Annotated in this window: 19 protein-coding genes; 10 read left to right on the top strand and 9 right to left on the bottom strand. The window is 64.6% G+C overall.

All coding sequences use genetic code 11. The features are described from left to right. Positions 1-331: 331 nt before the first annotated feature. From urtA to VK804_RS10240, 4 genes are all read left to right on the top strand, one after another. Positions 332-1,618: an urea ABC transporter substrate-binding protein gene (gene urtA, locus VK804_RS10255; protein ID WP_325370592.1), complete on the top strand. Its 1,287-nt coding sequence runs from the start codon at positions 332-334 to the stop codon at positions 1,616-1,618. Between the two features lie 293 nt (positions 1,619-1,911). Beyond that, the gene (locus VK804_RS10250; protein WP_325370590.1) at positions 1,912-2,634 is read left to right on the top strand and encodes a gluconate 2-dehydrogenase subunit 3 family protein; all 723 of its coding nucleotides are present in this window, start codon (positions 1,912-1,914) and stop codon (positions 2,632-2,634) included. A gap of 5 nt (positions 2,635-2,639) precedes the next feature. Beyond that, positions 2,640-4,418, top strand: a complete 1,779-nt coding sequence (locus VK804_RS10245) for a GMC family oxidoreductase (RefSeq protein ID WP_325370586.1) — start codon at positions 2,640-2,642, stop codon at positions 4,416-4,418. Continuing rightward, complete coding sequence (locus VK804_RS10240; protein ID WP_325370582.1) at positions 4,411-5,658, top strand: c-type cytochrome; 1,248 nt, start codon at positions 4,411-4,413, stop codon at positions 5,656-5,658. Before VK804_RS10245 ends, VK804_RS10240 begins: the two co-directional genes overlap by 8 nt. Positions 5,659-5,683: 25 nt before the next feature. On the opposite strand, the gene VK804_RS10235 is transcribed toward VK804_RS10240, so the two are convergent. From VK804_RS10235 to VK804_RS10225, 3 genes are all read right to left on the bottom strand, one after another. Further along, positions 5,684-9,367: an AsmA family protein gene (locus VK804_RS10235; RefSeq protein WP_325370578.1), complete on the bottom strand. Its 3,684-nt coding sequence runs from the start codon at positions 9,365-9,367 to the stop codon at positions 5,684-5,686. A gap of 694 nt (positions 9,368-10,061) precedes the next feature. Continuing rightward, positions 10,062-10,490, bottom strand: coding sequence for a type II toxin-antitoxin system VapC family toxin (locus VK804_RS10230; RefSeq protein WP_325370576.1), 429 nt, complete (start codon positions 10,488-10,490; stop codon positions 10,062-10,064). Continuing rightward, a complete protein-coding gene (locus VK804_RS10225; protein ID WP_325370574.1) occupies positions 10,487-10,768 on the bottom strand; it encodes a hypothetical protein in 282 nt (93 codons plus the stop codon). The genes VK804_RS10230 and VK804_RS10225 overlap by 4 nt, the downstream gene beginning before the upstream one ends. 224 nt (positions 10,769-10,992) lie before the next feature. Here VK804_RS10225 and VK804_RS10220 point away from each other — a divergent pair, with 224 nt between their 5' ends. From VK804_RS10220 to VK804_RS10210, 3 genes are read left to right on the top strand one after another with little or no spacing between them, the layout of a single operon-like run. Continuing rightward, positions 10,993-11,226 carry an AbrB/MazE/SpoVT family DNA-binding domain-containing protein gene (locus VK804_RS10220; RefSeq protein WP_325370572.1) on the top strand — a complete coding sequence of 78 codons (234 nt, stop codon included), beginning with the start codon at positions 10,993-10,995 and terminating at the stop codon, positions 11,224-11,226. Further along, a complete protein-coding gene (locus tag VK804_RS10215; protein WP_325370570.1) occupies positions 11,227-11,355 on the top strand; it encodes a hypothetical protein in 129 nt (42 codons plus the stop codon). A gap of 4 nt (positions 11,356-11,359) precedes the next feature. After that, positions 11,360-11,743: a helix-turn-helix transcriptional regulator gene (locus tag VK804_RS10210; protein WP_325370568.1), complete on the top strand. Its 384-nt coding sequence runs from the start codon at positions 11,360-11,362 to the stop codon at positions 11,741-11,743. Between the two features lie 17 nt (positions 11,744-11,760). Here VK804_RS10210 and VK804_RS10205 read toward each other — a convergent pair whose 3' ends face one another. Beyond that, the gene (locus VK804_RS10205; RefSeq protein WP_325370566.1) at positions 11,761-12,993 is read right to left on the bottom strand and encodes a cytochrome P450; all 1,233 of its coding nucleotides are present in this window, start codon (positions 12,991-12,993) and stop codon (positions 11,761-11,763) included. A 128-nt stretch (positions 12,994-13,121) separates the two neighbouring features. On the opposite strand from VK804_RS10205, the gene VK804_RS10200 reads away from it, so the two are divergent. Next, a complete protein-coding gene (locus VK804_RS10200) occupies positions 13,122-13,733 on the top strand; it encodes a TetR/AcrR family transcriptional regulator (RefSeq protein ID WP_325370564.1) in 612 nt (203 codons plus the stop codon). Here the strand turns inward: VK804_RS10200 and VK804_RS10195 are convergent. Then, on the bottom strand, positions 13,722-14,516 hold the full coding sequence (locus VK804_RS10195) for a helix-turn-helix transcriptional regulator (RefSeq protein WP_325370562.1): 795 nt from the start codon (positions 14,514-14,516) through the stop codon (positions 13,722-13,724). The genes VK804_RS10200 and VK804_RS10195 overlap by 12 nt on opposite strands. Positions 14,517-14,628: 112 nt before the next feature. Here VK804_RS10195 and VK804_RS10190 point away from each other — a divergent pair, with 112 nt between their 5' ends. Both VK804_RS10190 and VK804_RS10185 read left to right on the top strand, forming a co-directional pair. Further along, the gene (locus VK804_RS10190; protein WP_325370560.1) at positions 14,629-15,204 is read left to right on the top strand and encodes a chromate transporter; all 576 of its coding nucleotides are present in this window, start codon (positions 14,629-14,631) and stop codon (positions 15,202-15,204) included. Continuing rightward, the gene (locus VK804_RS10185) at positions 15,201-15,743 is read left to right on the top strand and encodes a chromate transporter (RefSeq protein WP_325370558.1); all 543 of its coding nucleotides are present in this window, start codon (positions 15,201-15,203) and stop codon (positions 15,741-15,743) included. The genes VK804_RS10190 and VK804_RS10185 overlap by 4 nt, the downstream gene beginning before the upstream one ends. A gap of 77 nt (positions 15,744-15,820) precedes the next feature. On the opposite strand, the gene VK804_RS10180 is transcribed toward VK804_RS10185, so the two are convergent. From VK804_RS10180 to VK804_RS10165, 4 genes are read right to left on the bottom strand one after another with little or no spacing between them, the layout of a single operon-like run. Further along, positions 15,821-17,110 carry an MFS transporter gene (locus tag VK804_RS10180; protein WP_325370556.1) on the bottom strand — a complete coding sequence of 430 codons (1,290 nt, stop codon included), beginning with the start codon at positions 17,108-17,110 and terminating at the stop codon, positions 15,821-15,823. 4 nt (positions 17,111-17,114) lie between these two features. After that, positions 17,115-18,095: an NAD(P)-dependent oxidoreductase gene (locus VK804_RS10175; RefSeq protein WP_325370554.1), complete on the bottom strand. Its 981-nt coding sequence runs from the start codon at positions 18,093-18,095 to the stop codon at positions 17,115-17,117. A gap of 18 nt (positions 18,096-18,113) precedes the next feature. Beyond that, positions 18,114-19,967, bottom strand: coding sequence for a TRAP transporter large permease subunit (locus VK804_RS10170; protein ID WP_325370552.1), 1,854 nt, complete (start codon positions 19,965-19,967; stop codon positions 18,114-18,116). A 10-nt stretch (positions 19,968-19,977) separates the two neighbouring features. Further along, on the bottom strand, positions 19,978-21,009 hold the full coding sequence (locus tag VK804_RS10165) for a TRAP transporter substrate-binding protein (protein WP_325370550.1): 1,032 nt from the start codon (positions 21,007-21,009) through the stop codon (positions 19,978-19,980). Between the last annotated feature and the right edge of the window lie 65 nt (positions 21,010-21,074).

Raw genomic sequence — 21,074 nt, 5'->3', positions numbered from 1 at the left:
TTTTGGTCCGGATTCCGGCAATGTCAGTCGATTTTTCGCTGTTTTCGAACTGGCTCCCTCGCTTTGCCAGCAACTGGACCCATCGTCGCCGGTCCGGACAAGCGATTGCCCAGCGCCGATGCAGGTTCTGCCCGAAACCTTTCCTTGCCGTCCATCTCCTGAGCAACCTGAGAAATTGCGCGCCGGTCCCCGACCCCGCCGATGGAGCCATCGCATTTTACACCGGCGGCTCTCATGGCCGGCGCCGGCTTCATGCGAGCGTTGCGCTACTGACGAACTTTGCGGGAGCCGCGTCGCGATGCTCCCGGACTTCGAACCCAAAGGAGCACTTATGAGCACCGCACTTTCCCGTTGGCTATCTGCCGCGGCTGCCGTTCTGGCGATCTTCGGATCCGGCGTGAACGGCGCAAAGGCCGAAGACACCATCAAGATCGGAGTCCTTCACTCGCTGTCCGGCACGATGGCGATCAGCGAGACGATCCTCAAAGATCTAATTCTGATGGAGGTCGCCGACGTCAACGCCAAGGGCGGGCTGCTCGGCAAGCAGATCGAGGCCGTCGTCGTCGACCCCGCCTCGAACTGGCCGCTGTTTGCCGAAAAGGCGCGCGAGCTTCTCACCAAGGACAAGGTGGCCGCCGTGTTCGGCTGCTGGACATCGGTGTCCCGCAAGTCGGTACTCCCGGTGTTCGAGGAATTGAACGGGCTGTTGTTCTATCCGCTCGAATATGAGGGCGAAGAGGCCTCCTACAACATCTTCTATGGCAGCTCGGTGCCCGACAACAAGGCGGTGCCCGCGGTCGAATATCTCATGAGCAAGGACGGCGGCGAGGCCAAGCGCTTCGTTCTGGAAGGCACCGACTACGTCTATCCCCGAACCAGCAACAAGATCATTCGCGCATTCCTGAAGACCAAGGGCGTCAAGGACGAGGACATCCGGGAGAACTACACGCCATTCGGCTTCTCCGACTGGCAGACCGAGGTAGCCGCGATCAAGAAGTTCGGCTCCTCCGGCAAGAAGACGGCCGTGATCTCGACGATCAACGGCGACGCCAATGTGCCGTTCTACAAGGAACTCGGCAATCAGGGCGTCAAGGCCACCGACATTCCGGTGATCGCGTTCTCGGTCGGCGAGGAAGAACTCGCAGGGATCGATACCAAGCCGCTGGTCGGACATCTCGCAGCCTGGAGCTACTTCCAGTCGGTCAACACGCCGGAGAACAAGGCCTTCATCGCCAAGTGGCGCGCCTACACCAAGAACCCCAAGCGCGTCACCAACGATCCGATGGAGTCGGCTTACATCCTGTTCCACATGTGGGTACAGGCCGTGCAGCAGGCCGGCACCACCGACGTCGAGGCGGTTCGTCAGGCGATGATCGGCCAGAAGGTCAAATCGCCATCGGGCTTCGAGGTTGTGATGGGCAGCAATCACCACATGGCGAAGCCCGTCATGATCGGCGAGGTGCAGGCCGACGGCCAGTTCAGCATCGTCTACAAGAGCAAGGCGTTGCCGCCGAGAGCATGGAGCCCCTATGTCGAGGCCAACAAGGGCAAGGTCGCCGATTGGTCATGGCCGTGGGTATGTGGCGGCTGCACCTCACCGCGGTTCGCTGCGAACTGATCTCCCTCGCTGTCGGAACCTGCGGGTGCGATCCGGTTGCGCCGACCTTGTCGGCGTAACCGGAATTGCGTCGATGAGACCGTGCCTTGATATCTATCGCGGCGGCGGTGCCACCGGCGGGGTCAGCACCGGCGGCGGCTTCGGCCTCGCGCCCGCGCAGCGCTCCTCGCCCAGCTATGTATTTGCCTTACCTCGCGGATTCCAAACGAGCCAAAAATTGACAGGCGTCAAGGAACTTTGGCGTTGCATGCGCATTCTTTGGCCGGCTGGCAGCGGGTTGGCTGATCATGACAATGAGGCGGCGCGACTTTTTGGCGGGCACCGCAATCCTGGTGCTCAGCACCATGCACAGCCGAGCCACCATCATTTCCGGCGGCCTGCCTTGGACACCGAATGCGGGCAGTCCGCCGGTCCAGGCAAGGCCGGGCCCTTGGCATTACTTCACCTCCGATGAAGGCCGCGCGGTCGAGGCGCTCGCCGACCGCATCATTCCGCCCGATCCGCAAACGCCCGGCGGCAAGGATTCCGGCTGCGCCGTCTTTATCGACCGCCAGCTTGCCGGGCCGTACGGCCGCGCCGAGGGCCATTACAACCAGCCGCCCTTCATGGCCGGTACCCCGCAGCAGGGCGCGCAATCGGCCGACGGGCCGGCGGCGACCTACCGCAAGGCGCTCGCGGCGCTCGATCAATACTGCCAGTCCAATTTCGGGGGAAAGCGTTTTGCCGATCTGCCCGACGAGCAGAAGGACGACCTTCTCAAGGGCATCGAGGACGGCAAGACAAGACTCGAAGGCGCCGACGGAAAGTCTTTCTTCGCGCAAGTCATCAAGGACATGCAGATGGGATTCTTCGCCGACCCGCTTTATGGCGGCAACCGCGACATGGTGGGGTGGAAAATGATCGGCTACCCCGGCGCGCGCTACAATTATCTCGATTGGGTCGAGCGCCACAACGAGCGCTTTCCGCTGCCGCCGGTCAGCATCATCGGCCGCGCCGACTGGTCGCCGAGAAAGTAGGGACGATGCCGCGGAGATTGCCGAAGAAGGACGTCGTCATCGTGGGCCTCGGCTGGACCGGATCGATCATGGCCCACGAGTTGACCGACGAGGGACTCGATGTGATCGCGATCGAGCGCGGCCCGTGGCGCGACGCGCCGACCGAATTTCCGCCCAACTACGCCCAGGACGAATTGCGCTACCGCATCCGCCACGAACTGTTCCTGCGCCCCGAGCAGAACACCTTCACCTTCCGCAACAAGATGAACCAGACCGCGCTGCCGATCCGCGACTGGGGCTCGTTCATGCCACCCAACGGCGTCGGCGGGGGCGGCGTGCACTGGAATGCGGAAACCTTCCGCTTCCTGCCGACCGACTTCGTGGCACGGACGCATCTGACGCAACGCTACGGCGCCGCGTTCCTGCCCGAGGACATGACGATCCAGGACTGGGGCGTCACCTATGACGATCTCGAGCCGCATTACGATTCGTTCGAATATCTGTGCGGCACCTCGGGCACGGCCGGCAATCTGCGCGGCCAGATCCAGGAGGGCGGCAATCCCTTCGAGGGGCCGCGCTCCCGCCCCTACCCCACGCCGGCGCAGAAACAACCCTTCAGCCACACGCTGTTTGGCAAGGCGGCGCGCGACCTCGGCTACAAGCCCTTTCCGCAGCCCTCGGGCAATCTGTCCCAGGCCTATACCAACCCGCTCGGGATCCGCATGGGCCCGTGCACCTATTGCGGATTTTGCGAATGGTTCGGCTGCGGCAATTATTCCAAGGCCAGTCCGCAGACGACGATCCTGCCGCTTCTGGTCCGCAAATCGAATTTCACGGCGCGCGACAATTCCGAAGTGCTTCATATCAACCTCGACGCATCAGGCAAGCATGCCACCGGCGTCACCTTCGTGGACACCGGCGGCGTCGAATGGGAGCAACCGGCCGACCTTGTCATCCTGTCGGCGTTCACCGTTTTCAACGTGCAACTGCTGCTGCATTCGAAAATCGGCACGCCCTACGATCCCGTCGCCAACAAGGGCGTGATCGGCCGCAACTTCACGCACCAGACCATTTCCAGCGTCAACGGCTTCTTCGACAACAAGAAGTTCAATTTCAATCCCTTCATCGCGTCGGGCGCGATCGGCATGTGCATCGACGAATTCAACGGCGACAATTTCGATCACGGCCCCCACGGCTTCGTCGGCGGCGGCTATGTGGGACAGGTGCAGACCAACGGTCGTCCGATCCAGACCTCGCATGTGCCGCCGGGCACGCCGAAATGGGGCGCGGCGTGGAAGAGCGCGGTGCGCGACAATTATCTCTCGACCGTCACGCCGGGCACCGGCGTGCATGGCAGCTTCTACAGCTATCGCGACGTCTATCTCGACCTCGATCCGACCTACAGGGATCGCTTCGGCCGTCCCCTGATGCGGATGACGATCGACTTCCATGACAACGAACTGAAGCAGAACGCCTTCCTGACCGACAAGTTCGCCGAGATCATCCGCGCGATGGGCGCGCATACGCTCGACAAGCAATATCGCAAAGGTCCCTATGACGCGACCGACTACCAGACCACGCATCTGTGCGGCGGCGCGATCATGGGCAGCGATCCCTCGACCAGCGCGCTCAACCGCTATCTGCAGAGCTGGGATGTGCCGAACCTGTTCGTGCTTGGCGCCAGCGCCTTCCCGCAAAACGCCGGCTACAACCCGACCGGCACGGTCGGGGCACTGGCGTTCTGGGCGGCCACCGCGCTCCGCGGCCAGTATCTGAAAAATCCGGGGCCACTGGTTCATGCGTAGGGCCGCCAAATTTTCAATGCTGATCGGCGCGGCCGCGGCATGGCTCGGCGGCACCGGATGGTGCGGCGCGGCCAGTCCCGACAGCCAGGCGTTCGATCAAATCGAGAAGGGCCGCTACCTCGCAGCTGTCGCCGACTGCTTTGCCTGCCACACCGTGCCCAATGCCGGCCAACCCTTCGCCGGCGCGCGTCCGATCGAAACCCCGTTCGGCGAAATCACCTCGTCGAACATCACGCCGGACAACGACACCGGAATCGGCGCCTGGACCGACGAGCAGTTCGACAATGCGGTGCGCAAGGGCGTTGCGCCGGACGGCAGCCGGCTCTACCCCGCGATGCCATATCCATCCTACACCAGGATGTCGCGTGACGATGTGCTGGCGATCCGCGCCTATCTGAAAACGGTCGAGCCGGTGCATCAGCGGGTCAAGTCCAACACGCTGCCATTTCCGTTCAACATTCGCCTCGCGATGCGAGCCTGGGACGCGCTGTATTTCACCGAAGGCGAATTCCAGCCCGACAGCCGCCAGTCCGCGGCGTGGAATCGCGGCGCCTATCTGGTGCAAGGTCCCGGACATTGCACCGCTTGCCACACCCCGAAATCCCTGCTCGGCGGCGACAAGACCAATGACAGCCTTCGCGGCTTCAACGTTCAGGACTGGTTTGCGCCCGACATCACCGGCGACGGTACGCATGGACTTGGCCAGTGGACCGAGGCGGATATCAGCACCTATCTCAAGACCGGACACAACCGGATAACCGCCGCGATCGGTCCGATGGCGGAGGAAGTCGCCGATTCCACCTCGCACTACAGGGACAGCGATCTCGATGCGATCGCAACCTATCTGAAGTCGCTGCCCGAACGGCAGGATGCGGCGCCCGCGCCGGCGGCGTCGGTCACGACCGCGGGCGAGGCGATCTATCGCGATCAATGTTCGGCCTGTCACGGCATCGATGGACGCGGGGTGGCGATGCTGTTTCCGTCGCTGGCGCAGTCTTCGCTGGCGCGTGCCAGCGACCCCACCAGCGCAATCCGGCTGGTGCTGCGCGGCGGACGAAGCGTGGCGACCGCGGAGGAACCGACCGGGCCGGGCATGCCATCCTTCGGCTGGCAGTTGGACGACGATCAGGTGGCGGCGGTCGTGAGCTACATTCGCAATGCCTGGCAAGGATCGGCCGCACCGGTCTCCGCGGAAATGGTCGGCAAGACGCGCGACCGACTGCGGACCCGATCCGATTGAAGCGAAACGCACGACGCCGCGACCCCTATCGCGGGGGCGGTGCCGCCGGCGGGGTCAGCACCAGCGGCGGTTTCGGCTTCGGCCGCGCGACGACAGGGCTGCCGGGCGCCGGGCGAATCTCGATCGGCGGCGGCAGCGGCGCGACCTGCTGGCTGACGACCGGCGCGTTCGGAGCCGGATTTGGATTCGGCGCCGCCGCAGCAGCAGGCGGACGCGGCGCGCTCGCCTTGGGCTTGAGCGGCAGGCGGCGTGGACCGGGGCCGGGGATCGAAACATCGGAAGTCGGCTGGTTCGGTGGCGTGGCGTCCGGGGTCGCGAACGAAGGCGCTGCGCCTGCCGGCGGTGGAATCGAGGCCGGCATCAACGCCGGCGGCGGCTCGCCGCGCTCGATCGAATCGAGCCGGCGCGTTTCGCGATCGATCGCCCGCACCGCAAGCCACGACGACAGCGACGCCACGTCGACGCTGCGCACGAGCGCATCCGGCGAACCCGCCGCGAACAGCTGGATTTCCGGATGGCTGGCGGCTTGTCCTGCCGTCGTCGACGACAGCGTGGCGCGAAGATCGGCCTGGTCGGCCGGAATATCGTAGCCGCCGGAGATGATGGCACGGGCGCCGTCGGCCTCCAGCGTGGTGGCGCCGACGCGCAGCCGTCCGTCGCCGATGCTGAATGGAATTTGCGCCGACTTGACCGACAGCACGCCGTTCGACAGCACCGGCTCGACGATCTGTCGCAGTCTTGCGTCGTCGGTGGCCTGGCCGCTGTCGCTGGCGCGGATCGCGGTGTCGAAGGCGCCCGGATCGAGGCCCTTGAAGCGCGCGGATTCCAGCGTCACGGTGCCGCTGCCGGACAGGGCGCCGGTCAGCGCCGAGGCGCTGCGGCCCTGGCTCGTCAATGTCATCTGCATCGCGACGCGGCCGGCGGGCATTGCCAGCCCGCGATAATGCAGCGCCGTGCCATCGACGCCCGAAAGCTGCAGCCGCGCATTCACCGCGATGCCATTCGGGCTCTGCCTGGCGTCGATATTGGCGGTCACCTCGCCGCCGCCGAGCCCCGCCTTGATGCCGTCGAGGGTCAGCGACTGGCCGTCGCTGGTGACGCTGCCGCTGACCGGACGCAACTCGATGCCGTCGGGCAGCGCGCCGCGCAGCGCCTGAAACGCGATGCGGCCGCGCCAGCCTTTTGTCAATCCAATACCGAGCGGCTCGGTTGCATCGCGTCCGGCCGCGCCGATCGCCAGCGAAAAAGCCGGCTTGAGATCGAGCGCGTCCAGTCCTAACTCGCCCTCGACATTGCTTTCGTCGCCGAGCGTCACGGCGAGGCGCCCGCGCAGCCGCGAGCCGGCGATCGTGCTGTCGAGATCGTCGAAGGCGAGCCGGTTGCCGTCGAGCGATACCCGCGATGACAGGCTGACGTTCTGCGCCAGTGGGTCGCTGGCCTTGAGGTCGAACAGCGGCGCGAGGCTGGCGCGGCGAACGTTCAGGCTGACGCCGGCCTTGGTTTCCTGCGCCCACGGCTCGGCGGTCCCCTGGGCGTCGGCGTCGAGCCCGGCGCCCGATAGCTTCGCCTTCAGCCGCAACGGCGCGCGCCAGACACCCGTCGCCGATCCCTCGAATTGCGCCACGCCGTCGCCGGCAGCAATCGCGCGGTCGAGCCCGAACAGCACCAGCAGGGTGCGGCCCTGCTCCGCCCACAGCTTCGATTCGATGCTGAATTCGCTGTGCCGGAGTTTTTCGAGATCGATGCCGCGCAGCACCGCCTTGTCGGGCGTCGCCGCAAGCGTCACCGAGCCCTTGAGCTGCGGCGTATCGAGGTCGAGAACGGCGCGTGCGCTGGCGCGATCGGCATGCTGCGCGTTGTTGTCGACGCCCAACGCCAGCTTCAGCCGCACCGGACCGGGATCCAGCCCGGCCGAATCGAGCCGCGACGCCAGCGCCGGCGAAAGCGGCGCGATCAGCGCCGTGATCTGATGGAGCGAGGCGGCGCTGGAACCGAGCGCCAGCTTGCCGGTCGCGTTGACGCGGTCGAAATCGCCGGCGCCTTCCAGCGTCACGCCGCCGGCTTCGCCGACCCTGAGCTGGTCGAGCGTAACAGTCTTCGGACCGTAGCCGACTTTGACCATGAAGGGCCTTAACTCCTGGCCGGCGAAGGCGGCGTGACCGATCTCCAGCGACAGTTTTCCTTCGTCGGGCCACTCGCCTTGCGGGCCTGCCAGCGAGCGCGCGAAGGCAGAAGCGGCATCGAGATCGAGCCGTTCGCCCTTCAGCGCCGCTTCGAGGCGGGAGCCGCCGGCGGCCGGATTTACGAGCGAGACCCGCCCCTCGACGGCGCCGCCGTCGAACTCGGCCTTCAAGGCGTCGACGGCGATGCGATCCGGGACGACGCTGACATCGCCGTGCAGCCGCAGCGGTTTCTGGCTGCGCCAGCCGACCTCGCTGCGGCCCTGCAGCCAGGCGGTGAGCGCATCCGGGTCCGAGGATTCAACCGTGAGCGCGCCGCTGAAGCCACCGGCTGCGGTTTGCAAATTGCTGCCGGTCAGCGACACCAGCGTCGAGCCGGGAGCGCGAAAATCCAGCCGGTCGATGCTCCAGGACTTGCCGTCGCTGCCGAACTCGGCGGCCAGATTCTGCACCGGACGCCCGCCCAGCATGATCTGTTCGGAACTGACCTCGATCTGCGTCGGTATCGGCACCCGCGGAACGTCCGCCATCAGCGCACGCAACGCCGGCAACAATCGCAGCGGCGCGGCGCCGTTATCCCCCGCGATGAACTTGTCGGCATCGAGCTGCCGCGCCGACAGCGCCGCATGAAATTGCGGCGCGGCGCCGAAGCTGATATCGCCGAGCCCCGAAAGCCGCAGCGCGTTCTCCTCGGGTCCGTAGCTGGCATCGAGCTGATCGAGCCGGGCGGTGGCCGGATCGGCCTTGACCTTGGCCGAAATCTTCCAGGGCGTGATCGGGACGTCGCCCTTGGCCTTGAGGCCCGCGGGTGCGGCCAAAGAAAGCGTGCCGTCGAAGCGCGGCGCGCGCGACTCGAAGCTCAGCATGCCCTCGAGATCGGCGGAGAATGCGCGGGCGCCGGGATCGATGTTGAGGTGAACGCGGGTGGCGTTGCCATCGACGCTCTGGCCGGACGAGACGCGAAACGGATAGCGTACGCCGGACAGCGTGAATTGACCGTCGCCGCGCACCGCGCCGGCCAGCGAACGCACATCGCCGGAGAAGGCGATATCGTTCAGCTCGAGCGTGCCGCGGCTTGCGGCGTCATGCAGCGCGATGCGGCCGGTCAGGTTCAACCGGTCGATCGAGAGCGTCCCCAGGTTGAACTTGCCGGTCGAGGCCGGCCAGTCGATCCGCCCTTGCGAATCGAGGCCGAGATCGAGTGACAGGCCGTTGATCGCGAGCTGGTCGGCGCGCCATTCGCCGCGCATCAGCGAACCCAGGCTGAACTCCACGTCGAGCTTGTCGGCCCGAACCCTGCCGAGATCATTGGGGCCGCCGACCACGACCGAGCGCAGCCGCAGCGACGGCGTCGGCAACAGACGCGCATCAAGCTCGCCCGAGACCCGCACCGGCGCGCCGATGACCTGCGTCGCCTCGGCCTCGAATTGCGGCCGGAACTGGTTCCAGTCGATGAAATACGGCCCGATCAACGCGGCCATCAGCGCGATGATAAAGGCAATCGCCAATCCGAGCAGCGTCGTCTGCACGGTGTCTCCCTTTGAGCACGCCCCGGTGCGATCAGTGCGGCACCACGCGATCCGTCGGCCGGACAGCCCACCGCTGCCGCGCCAAATTCAGCGCCGGAGCAGCGCCATATATAGAGACAACTGTGGCGAAGTCACAGCACCGGGGTGGGTAGTGTCCTAATTTGAATTTTAGTGCTATTCTGCCGGTTCAATTCTAGAGGCACCAGAAGCAGCATTTCGGTGTTGCTTCACTGTGCGGCGGTAGCCCAACGGTAGAGGCGTCCGTTTGCCAAACGGGATGTTGGGGGTTCGAATCCCCCGCGCCCCGCCAGTCCGGAACAGAACTGCGATCGCCGATTTTACACCGGAAATGGCGGCGAGCGTTCTGAGAAAATCACTCTTCGATCCCATGAAAACCTGCCGGGTGCGACGTCGGTTGCGTCTGTTGAGGTGGCCACCGGCGGCGATGCCATCGGAGACGTCTCTGGGTGCGTTGGCGAAGGATGATCGGTGCGGCATCGAGCACTTGGACGACGTGCGCACTTGGACGGGAGACGGGCACCAGATGGTGTCGATTTCCGATCCCAACGTTGGCAAAGATTCAAACCAATCATAGAGCTATAGCGTAGACATAGTGCTCATCTTCATCGTTCGTGGCACCCGCCGCTTCTACGCTATGACGCGCCGCTCCGTTCAAGCGCCGCCGATATTGCGATCAACGGTTGTTTCCGGCGCCCTTGAACGGATTGAGCACCATGGCGCCCAGACCGGCGACGTCGCGGTCATTGCGCGTCACCAGTGTCAGGCCATGGGTCAAAGCGGTCGCCGCGAGCAGGCCATCGATAGCCGGCAGCGGCCTGATGGCGGTCATACGGCCCCATTGATCGGACACTGCGTTATCGATGCTGAGCACCCGCCCATCGAATGCCAACTCTACTTCCCGCAACCAGCGTTCGAGCGCCACAGCCTTGCCCGAGTCCCGAGGGCGTGCAAGTTCAACGCCCTTTCGTATCTCACCAAGCACGAGCGTACTCAGGAAGAGTTCTTCATCAGCAACAGACGCATACCAGGCGGCCACATCGGCGTTGCAACGAGCACCCTTTCGGACCTCGGAAATGATGTTGGTATCGATCAGGTAGCTCACAGATCGACTTCACGTCCAGGGGCAGGACTGCGATCGAGGTCGATGCCCTCGAGTGGTGCGGACGCAAGAAGCGCCTTCAGGCTCACTTTGGGCGGCTCGCCAAAACGTTGCTGGAGAAGCCTGCGCGCCTCGGCCTGGCGCGATGGATCCGATAAGGCAGCCGCAACACGGCGGACGAGGCTTGCATCATCCTTGCGGACGTTGACCTCGACCCGTACGAAACCCTGGCGCGCCATCCGCGCGCGGTGCGTCGCAAGAGATGATTTTGCCTTGGCCATTCCGGCGCCTCCGCGTTTCCGGAAATCGTACCGGAAATCGAAAGGGAGGGCAAGGGGCGATGGGTGAATGGCGCGTAGCCGTATTGCTGATCATCGTGGTTCGTGGCCCGCCACCTTGCGATCAACTGACCGTGGCCGATTTGCCCCGCAGATGCCCGGCCGACCGAGCCTAGCAAATCAATACCGAGTCCCTTACTCTTACACGTACGAGTAAGGAGGCCGCCATGCGCATTACGTCCAAGGGTCAGGTGACCATTCCGGCTGAAATCCGCGAGCGGGCGGGTCTGCTGCCGCAGACGGAAGTGGAATTCGAGTTCGACGGCAAGGTCGTGCGCATTGTTCGCGCCAAAGCCGGTAAGAGGGACGGTCGCGGCGCTCGCCTTGTCGCCCATCTACGGGGCCGTGGCGATGTCGCAATGAGCACCGATGCCATCATGGCGCTGACGCGCGGCGATTGAATGACCGCGGGCCGCGACGGCTACCGCCTCCGCATTGGCAGCTACAGGGTAATCTTCGACGAGGATGCGACCACGATCCTGGCGATCTACATCGGCCGCCGGGCCACGACGACGTACAAGAGGAGCTAAGGCGATGAGTGGACCGCAGATTATTCGGACGCCCGGCGGCGAAGAGCTGGTGGTGCTGCCCCGGGCCGAATATGAGGCGCTCCTCGAGCGCGCCGATCGCGAGGCCGAGGATGCCGAAGACGTCGCCATCTATGATGCTCGGAAGGCCGAATTGGCTACTGGCGGCGGCGTGCTGCCCCCGGAGGTTAGCGCTGCGATTCTTCGAGGTGAGAGTCGGCTAAAAGCCATTCGCAACTGGCGCGGCGAGACACAACTGCGTTTGAACTTCAAAACAGGTATCGGTCAGGGCTATCTGTCGGATCTCGAAAGCGGGCGCCGTACAGGAACCCCCGAGACCATCGCGAAGCTCGCGCAAGCCTTGGATGTGCCGGTGGAGTGGCTTTCGTAGACGACAACTCGACGACATTACCAGCTGGCGGGGAGCCTCTTGAGACCGCGCAGCACGAAGGTCGGCCGCCATTCCGGATTTTCGGCGTTGTCGAGCCGAAGTTCCGGCAACCGGCGCAGCAGGGTCGCGATTGCGACCTCGGCCTCGATCCGCGCCAGCTGGGCGCCGAGACAGAAGTGGATGCCGCCGCCAAAGGACAGCGGTTTCACATTTGGTCTCGTGATGTCGAGCTGGTCCGGCCGGTCGGGATAGACCGCCGGGTCGCGGTTGGCCGAACCCAGCAGGCACAGCACGCTATCGCCCTTCGGGATCCGCTTGCCGCCGAGGTCCTCGATGTCCTCCAGCGCTACCCGGCCGGCCATCTGCACCGAGGAATCGTAACGCAGGAACTCCTCGATGGCGTTGGTGATCAGCGAGGGATTGGCCTTGAGCAGCGCCAGTTGATCGGGATTGCGATGCAGCGCCAACAGCCCGTTACCGATCAGGTTAACCGTGGTCTCGTGGCCGGCGCCGAACAGGAGGATGATGTTGGCGGTCAGTTCCTCGTTGGAGAGCTTGCTGCCGTCTTCCTCGGCCTGCACCAGCTGCGTGGTCAGATCGTCGCCGGGATTCTTCCGCCGCAGCTCGAACAGCTGCTGGAAATACATCTGCGCCAGCGCGTTGCCGGCGTTACTTTTCGCGATTTCCTCCGGCGACATCGGCACCGGATCGAGAATCCGGCCGCCATCGCGCGAGCTGCTATAAAATATCTCGCGATGCTCCTCGGGGATGCCGAGCATGTCGCAAATGATGGTGACCGGCAGGCGGAACGCGAAATCCTCGATCAGGTCCATCTGGCCCTGCGGCACGATGCGATCGAGCGTTTGGTCGACGATCTGCTGTATCCGCGGGCGCATGTCCTCGACCCGGCGCGCGGTGAACGCCTTCACCACCAGGCCGCGCAAGCGGGTGTGATCCGGCGGGTCCTGCTGGAGCATCCAGTGGCTCATGCTGCGGAAGATCGGCTCCTCCATGATTTCAGGCCGATAGCGTCGCTTGGTCCGCTCGACGTAATCCTTGCCGAAACGCTTGTCGCGCAGCACCAGGCTCGCCTCGGCGTGCCGACTGGCGACAAAGGCGCCGAGCGGGGTGACATGCATCGGATCGGTGGTGCGCAGGCGCTCGTAATGCGGATAGGGATCCCGGATGAACTCCGGCGACATCGGGTTGAACAACGGCTCGGTCGCCGCGGCCTGAACATGCTCGTTCATCGTGACCTCAATTGGTTACCGCGTTGAAGCGCATCGGCGCCTTCAAGGGCCGGACACCATGCGGCCGGCCGAAGCCTGAAAGTCGATACACTATTGTATCGAGTTGCATTCTGACCTAAAATCGTCGGATGTCAAGAGTTCGAACCAGACCGACCCGGGACAATACCTGCGAAAAGCTGTTCGAGGCGGCGGCGCGCGTCTTCGAAGAGCAGGGAATCGGCGGCGCCAGCATCGAGGCGATCGCGGCCGCGGCCGGCTTCACGCGCGGGGCGTTCTATTCGAATTTCAAGAGCAAGGAGGAGCTGATCATCGCCATGCTGGAGGATCACGTCGAGCAATCGATACGACGCAATCTCGATCTTCTCGCCCGGCACAAGAACATCGCGGATTTCATCGATGCGCTGAAGACCATGGACCGCAGCCGGCAGGATCCGCTCGCCCGTTCTCCCCTGCTGCACATGGAGATGATCCTGTTCGTGGCGCGGGCCGAAAAGCGCAGACCCGACCTCGCCAAGCACCTGCGGGCCAGGCGAAAACTGATCGCGGATATCGTCGAGACCGCTTTAAAGAACAGCGGCAAGGACGGGTCGCTGAACCCGACATGGACCGGCGCCGTCCTGCTCGCGCTCGAGGACGGCTTTCGCCTGCACCGTCTGATCGATCCGGAGACCACGCCGGCCGACAGCTTTCTGCGCGCCATCGGCGATCTGCAGCGAGCAATCGGAAATTCATCGTCCTAAAGCCGTGGCTGGCGCGGCTCTGCGATAGGCATTTGGCGAAAGCCCAACCAGCTGCTTGAACATCACGGTGAAAGCGGCCGGACTGGAATAGCCGAGGTCGTAGGCGATCGTCGTCACCCGTTCACCCCCGAGCAGCCGCGGCATGGCCTGCAGCAGGCAGGCACGGCGTTGCCAGGCGGAGAAACCAAGGCCGGTCTCCTGCCTGAACAGGCGGGTGAACGTCCGCCGGCCCAGGCCGAGTTCGCGGGCCCAAAGCGCGAGCGTGTCCTGCGCAGTCGGATGCGCGAGAAACCGCTGGCACCGTTGCGCCAGCCGCGCGTGGTTCGGAAGCGGCAGGCTGAGCGGAAGCACCGGCGCCGCGTGGATTTCATCGACCAGCAACGACATGATCTTGCCGGCGCGGCCGTGCGGATCGTATTCCGAGGGAAGATCGACCGCCTCGATCAACAATTGGCGCAGCAGCGGCGAAATACCGACGACCTGACACTGCGTTGCCATTCCCTTCGCCACGCTGCCTTCCAGATAGATGCTCCTTGTCGCCACCCGCGACAGCATGGTGATGCTGTGGCTGACGCCGGCGGGAATCCAGATGCCCTGATGGGTGGGCACCATCCAGGCGCCGTCGGCGGTCTGCACCAGCATGGTTCCCCATTCGGCGAACAACAGCTGCGAGCGCCGGTGCCGGTGCGCGGGATGGACATGGCCGGCCGGATAATCATTGCCGACCGACGTCACCGGCCGCGGCACGGCCTCGAGCTCCTGGGCGCGGATGTGTCTGGCCATGGCCCGATTCAAGCATGTTTCGGCCCACGTTTCAAAGCGGGCCATTTGGCGGCTCCCTATGATGCAGCAAGTCGATTCGCGATCGACTGGGACATTCACATCGAGGCGACACATGAACACCGGTTTGCAGGGAGATCAGGCAGGGGAAGCGCGGCGCAGCGTCAGCAAGCGCGAGCTTTTCCTTGGATTCCTGAAAATCGGCCTGCTCGGCTTCGGCGGCATCGCGCCATGGGCGCGGCACGTGATCATCGAGGAACGGCGCTGGCTGACCGAAAAGGAATTCGCCGCGATCCTCGGCATCGGACAGATCCTGCCCGGCCCCAACACCATGAACGCCTCCGTCATGATCGGCGACCGCTTTCAGGGCATCGGCGGCGTATTGGCCTGCCTGCTCGGCCAGATGGCGATGCCGCTGGTGATCGTGACGTCGCTGGCCGTGGTCTATCAGCGCTTCGCTACTGTTCCCGAAGTGAAGGCAGCTTTGATCGGCGCCGCGGCCGGCGCCTCCGGCCTGGTGCTGGGAACCGCATTGAAGATGGCGCAGAAGATAAAGCCATCGCCGCTGGCGCTGGCGGTCGGCTTTCTGGCGTTCGCAGCCATCGGCATTCTGCAATGGCCGCTCGTTCCCGTGGTTTGCGTGGTGGTGCCGCTCGGCGTCATCGCCGCGGCGCTGGAGCGGCGCGGATGACCGCCGGCATCCTGATCCAGATCGCGCGCGTCTTTGCCGTTCTCTCGCTGGTTTCGATCGGCGGCGCCAACGCCGTACTTCCCGAGATCCGGCGCCAGATCGTCGACGTCCAGGGCTGGATGAACGACGGCGTCTTCGCCAATCTGTTCGCGATTTCGAATGCGGCGCCCGGCCCCAATATCATCCTGGTCAGCCTGATCGGCTGGCAACTGGCCGGGCTCGCCGGGCTTCTGGTCGCGACGCTTGCGATCATGATCCCGTCCTGTTCGCTGGCGTTCTTCGTGGGCCGCGCGGTGAACCGCTGGTCGGAGACGCGCTGGATCGCGCTATTGAAGGAGGGACTGATTCCGGTGACGCTCGGGCTCATTCTGGCGAGCGGCGTCTCGATGATGCGGACCGCCGATCACGACGCGCTGACGCTCGCGATCAGTCTGGCGACCGCGATCTTCGTCGTGTTCAGCCGGCGCAATCCGCTGTGGGCGATCGCCGCGGGGACCTGCATAAGCATCGCGGCGCTGCATTTTGGGCTGATGGCCTAAAGCGGGATGGGATCAGGCCGGGGCGCAACGACGGGCCATTTTCTACTTTGCATGGGCTCGTTTTGCGATTTTTGCATCTAGCCGGCCGGAACCCGATGCAATTGCCCGGCGACCGCGCGGATTTTTCGCGGCGACGCCATCCAGATCGCGATTGATGACAGCGCACAGACCCCAATGCCGATGACGAAGGCCGAATTATAGCTCCCCGAGAGATCGTGCAGAAAACCGGTGACCCAGGGACCGGCGGCGCCGCCGGCCAGCGCCGCGAGCATCACGCTGCCGAAAATGCTGCCGAAATGCTTGCCCTGGAAAATTTCCAGCACCACCGCGCCCATGACGGAGGTGAGACCATAGCCGAGCGCGCCCTGCGCCAGTACCATCACGTATACCAGCATCAGGCTCGGAAACGACGCCAGCGCCACCAGCGCCGCAAAGCAGATGGCAAAGCCGAGACAGCTCACGGTCCAGATCCATTCGCGCCCGACCCTGTCCGACAAATGTCCGAGCGCGATCTGGCCGGGAATGCCGAGCAGGCTGACCGCGCCGAGCGCCCATACCGCGACGCTCGGGCTGAAGCCGATATCGAGCAGATATTTGGTCTGGTGCACCTGCACCGCGTACCAGATGTACAACCCGCCGAAATAGCCCAGCGAAATCCACCAGAACCGCGCGGTGCGAAGCGCGCGGCCGAGCGTCCAGTCGATGCCGGCCCAATCGGAATCGACGACGTAGGACACCGGTTGGCTGGTGGCCGAAGGCGCGGCGTCGCCGTCCGGCTGCAACCCGATGTCCTCGGGGCGTTTGCGTAACAGCAGGTTGATCGGGGCCAGCACGACCAGAACCACGATGCCCATCGCGGTGCAGGCGGTTCGCCATCCGGTCTGTTCGATCATGTGCTGCACCCAGGGCAGCAAGGTCATGGAGCCGATGCCGACGCCGGCGAAGGCCAACCCCATGGCAAGACCGCGGCGGCGGTTGAACCAGTTCGGCAGGAATAGCGATTGGCCGGAGTAGCCGAGGCAGATGCTGCCGGCGCCGACCATGACGCCGATGGTCACGTAGAGATGCCAGGGCTGTGTCGTCAGCGGCGCCAGCAACAGCCCTCCCGCCATCAACGCGACGCCGAGTTCCATCACCGCGCGCGGGCCGGCGCGATCCATCAGCCGGCCGATCAACGGGCTGACGGCGCCGGAAACCACGAAGCCGAACGAGAAGGCGCCGGCCGTGACTCCGCGCTCCCAGCCGAACTCGTCGATGATCGGCGGAAAGAACAGCGAAAAGGCGGTGCGCGCATTGACCCCGATCGCCATGGTGACGAACGTCACCGCGACGATGACCCAGCCGTAGAAGAAGGGAAGCTTTTTCATCTTGTCATTCCGGGCGGCGCGTCCAGCGATCGGCGTTGACGGCGCCCACCGGCACCTTGCCGCCGACGATCGCCTCCACCTGGCGAACCGTTTCCAACGACTGGCTTTCGATCGCGGGCGGAGTTAGTCCACCGATATGCGGCGTGGCGATGACATTCGGAAGTTTTGCAAGCTCCAGTGTCGGCATCTGGTCGCGGGCGCGGCCCACATCCATCGCGGCGCCGGCAATGCGGTTCTCGCGCAGTGCCGCGCTCAGTGCGGCCTCGTCGACGAGATTGCCGCGCGACAGGTTGATGAAGAAGGCATGACTGCGCATTCGCGCCAGCACCCCCTGCCCGATCAGGTTTTCGGTGGCGTCATTGGCGACCGCCAGGCAAACGACATAGTCGGACCGTTCCAGGAGTTGCTCCAGCGGCAGATGCTCGATTGTAGCGTCGGTTACGGTCGCAAAGGGATCGGCCACCAGAATGTTCATGCCGAGCGCTCTGGCAATCTCGGCAAGGTATCGGCCGATGCTCCCATAACCGATGATGCCGAGAGTGCTGCCGGCAAGCTGCCGTCCCATCATCACCTCCGGCAGCCGCCCCGAATGGTAGTCCGCGCTCGCCCGCGAAACGCCGCGCGACAGATCGACCAGGAAGCCGAGCGCCAGTTCGGCCACCGACGCCACGAAGCCCGGCCCGGCGCGCGTCACCAGCACGCCCGCAGCACTTGCCGCCTCGACATCGATGTTGCGGATATCGACCGCGCAACGCACGAAGGCGCGCAGTCTCGGCAGCTGCGCAAAAATTTCGGCCGGCCCCTCGGTCAGGCGGTCGGCCACGATGATGTCGACGTCACGGGCGGCATCAATCAGGCCGGCCGCGTCCAGCGCGTCATTGGCCTCATGCTGGACGACCTGCGCTATGGCCTGCAGCCCTTTCAGGCTGCGCTCGCCGTAATATTGGCCCCTCGCCTGGGGCGTATGGGTCAACAGGACTTTCAAGGTGAATGCTTCTCCCCGTCAGTAGCCGAGCGCGCGCGGCAGCGCGGTCGAGATCCCGGGCACGAAGGCGATCACCAACAGGCACATCAGCAGCAGTCCGAGATAGCCCAGGATCGGCTTGACGGTCTGCTCGATCGGCACGTTGCCGATCATGCAGGCCCCGTAAAGGCCGAGCCCGAGCGGCGGCGCGAACAGGCCGATCCCCATCGCGATCACCAGCACCACGCCGAAATGCAGGGGATCGACGCCGAGTTTTGTCGCCACCGGCAACAGCAGCGGCCCGAAGATGATCAGCGCCGCGGCGCCTTCGAGCACGGAGCCCATCACGATCAGGACTGCGATCGACAGCAGCATGAACAGCCAGGTGCCGTGGGCGCCCGACAGCGACAGCATCATTTCGCCGACCATATGCGGCACCTGCTGCAGCGTCAGAATGAACGCCAGCGACTGCGCCGCCGCGACGATGAACAGCACCAGCCCGGAACGGGTTGCCGCCTGCACGAAACTGTGGGCCGCGGTCTTGAGGCCGAGTTCGCGGAATACCAGGCTGCCGATGACGAGCGCATAGACCACCGCAAACGCTGAAATTTCGGTGGCGGTCGCGAACCCGCTCTTGAAGCCGGCGAAGATCATGAAGATCAATCCGAACGACGCGATCGCCCCGCTCCAGAGGCCCGACATCGAAGGCCGGGATTCGACCTCGGCAAACGACGCCCGGCTCTTGCCGAAGAGGATCGACACCGCGATCAGCGCCAAGGCCATCAGGCCTGCCGGCAACAAGCCGGCGACGAACAATCCACCGATCGACAGGTTGGCGACGAAACCCAGGATGATCAGGTTGATGCAGGGCGGAATGGTTTCCGCCATCACCGCCGAGGCCGCCAGCAGCGCTACCGCGCTGCCCGGATTCTGCCGGGAACGGCGGGCCGCGGGGATCAGCACCGAGCCGACCGCCGCGACATCGGCCATCTTGGAGCCGGAGATGCCGGAAAACAGCACCATCGATGTCACCATCACGACGTTGAGGCCGCCGCGCATGCGGCCGACGCCACGCTGCAACAGTTCGATCAGGCGAACCGACATGCCGTTCGCCTCCATCAGATAGCCGACGAGAATAAAGAAAGGGATCGCGAGCAGCACGAAATTATCGATGCCACGCGCCATCTGCTGGGCGAAGATCACGCCGGGCAGCGTGCCTTCGACCCAGATGAAGATCAGCGCCGCCAGCGCCAGCGCAAAGCCGATCGGCAAGCCGCCGAACAGGGTGATGAAGAAGCCCACCAGCATCAGCGTTCCCGACGACGGCACCGAAGCGGGAGCCAGGAAATCCCACGCCAGATAGAGGCCCGCGATCAGGCCCGTTGCAGCTACCGCGGCGATCATGTCGCGCAAGGGACGCAGCCGAAAGATGTTGGCCGCGAAAATCGTCATGAACAGCGCGCCGACGCCCATCGGATAGAACGTCCATTCCAGCGGCAAGCCGGAGCCCGAGGTCTGCCCGGTGGTGAGCCAGCCGAGTTTCACGGCGTTGAATGCCACATAGCCCGCGATCACCGTCACGAGCAGCGCGCCGGCCGCATCGACCACGCGCCTGATAGCACCCGGCAACATATCAACGAAGAACGCCACGCCGAAATTCTCGGCTCGCGCCAGCGCGCTTGCCGCGCCGAAGAAGCTCGATCCGACCATCAGGCCGCGCGCGACGTCGTCGGACCACTCGACCGGCGCATTGAACAGAAAGCGCAGCAACACCGAGCCGCAGACCACCAGCAGATCGGCCGCGAGCAGGATCGCCGCGGTTGCGTCGCTCAATGCCAGCAGCGATGCGATGATCCGGTGGCCGCCGCTCTTCGAGGGCGCGGCGCCTGACATGGTCTCTACCTCAAGCCTGCGTCGCGCGGATCATGTCCACCACGGGTTTTGCTTCGGGGCGCGCCTTCACGAAATTCTCGGTTTGCGGCAGCACGCGCTTGCGGAACGCCTCCTTGTCGCATTCGACGACGGTAACGCCCTTTTCCACGAGAAGCGCGAGCGCCTCCTTCTCGACCGCGAGGCCATGGGTGCGGGTATCGGCGGCGGCCTTTTGCGCGGCGTCGAGAAAACCCTCGCGCAATTTCGGGTCCATGCGATTGAAGGTGGCATCGCTGAAATAGATCGCCAGCGGCGAGAAGATGTGCTGCGTCAGCGCGTAATTTTTCGACGTCTCGTAGAACTTGCTGGCGAGGATGGTCGGCGGATCGTGTTCGAGCCCGTCGAGCACGCCGGCCTGCAGCGCGGTATAGATTTCGCCGAACGCCAGCGGCGTCGCGGCAGCCCCCATCAGGCGCAGGCACTCGGTGATGACGGGATTGGGCAGCGTCCGGATCTTCAGCCCGGCGAGATCTTCCGGGCTCTTCACCGGCTTCTTCGCCAGCACGCTGCGGGCGCCGAAATTATAGGCCCAGGCGATGATCCGGATATTGGCGCCCTTGAGCAGCGCCTCCTCGATCGGCTTGGCGGCGCCGGCGTCGAAGGCCTTGGTCTGCTGCGGGAAGCTGGTGAAGAGATAGCCGAGGTCGAAGGTGCCGACCAGGGGCACGAGATTGGCGGAGATCGACGAGCCCGACACCATCAGGTCGATCACCCCGAGCTTGACGGAATTGATGACGTCGATTTCCTGGCCGAGCTGGTTGTCGGGGTAGAACGCGACGTCGATCTGTTCGCCGAGCCCGTTGCCCTTCAGGTTCTTGACCAGATTGTCGTAATAGACCCGGCCGTTGGCATATTTGGCGTCGTTGGGCAGCGACGACGACAATTTGAGCTTGGTGGTCGCGGCCTGCGCGCGTCCGATCAAGGCAGGTGACGCCACCAGCGACGCTGCGACCGCGGTCGATGATTTCAGGAGCAGGCGGCGGCTGATGGGGAAGGTCTTCATGGCGTATGCTCCCGATTTTTCTTCTCGATCGTTCATGATGCCGGCTGCGCCTGGTGTCCGAAATA

It is taken from the genome of Bradyrhizobium sp. (assembly GCF_035484855.1).
GTDB lineage: Bacteria > Pseudomonadota > Alphaproteobacteria > Rhizobiales > Xanthobacteraceae > Bradyrhizobium.
The sequence above is the reverse complement of the archived record's forward strand: the minus strand, read 5'-3'. Positions and strand labels throughout refer to the sequence as shown.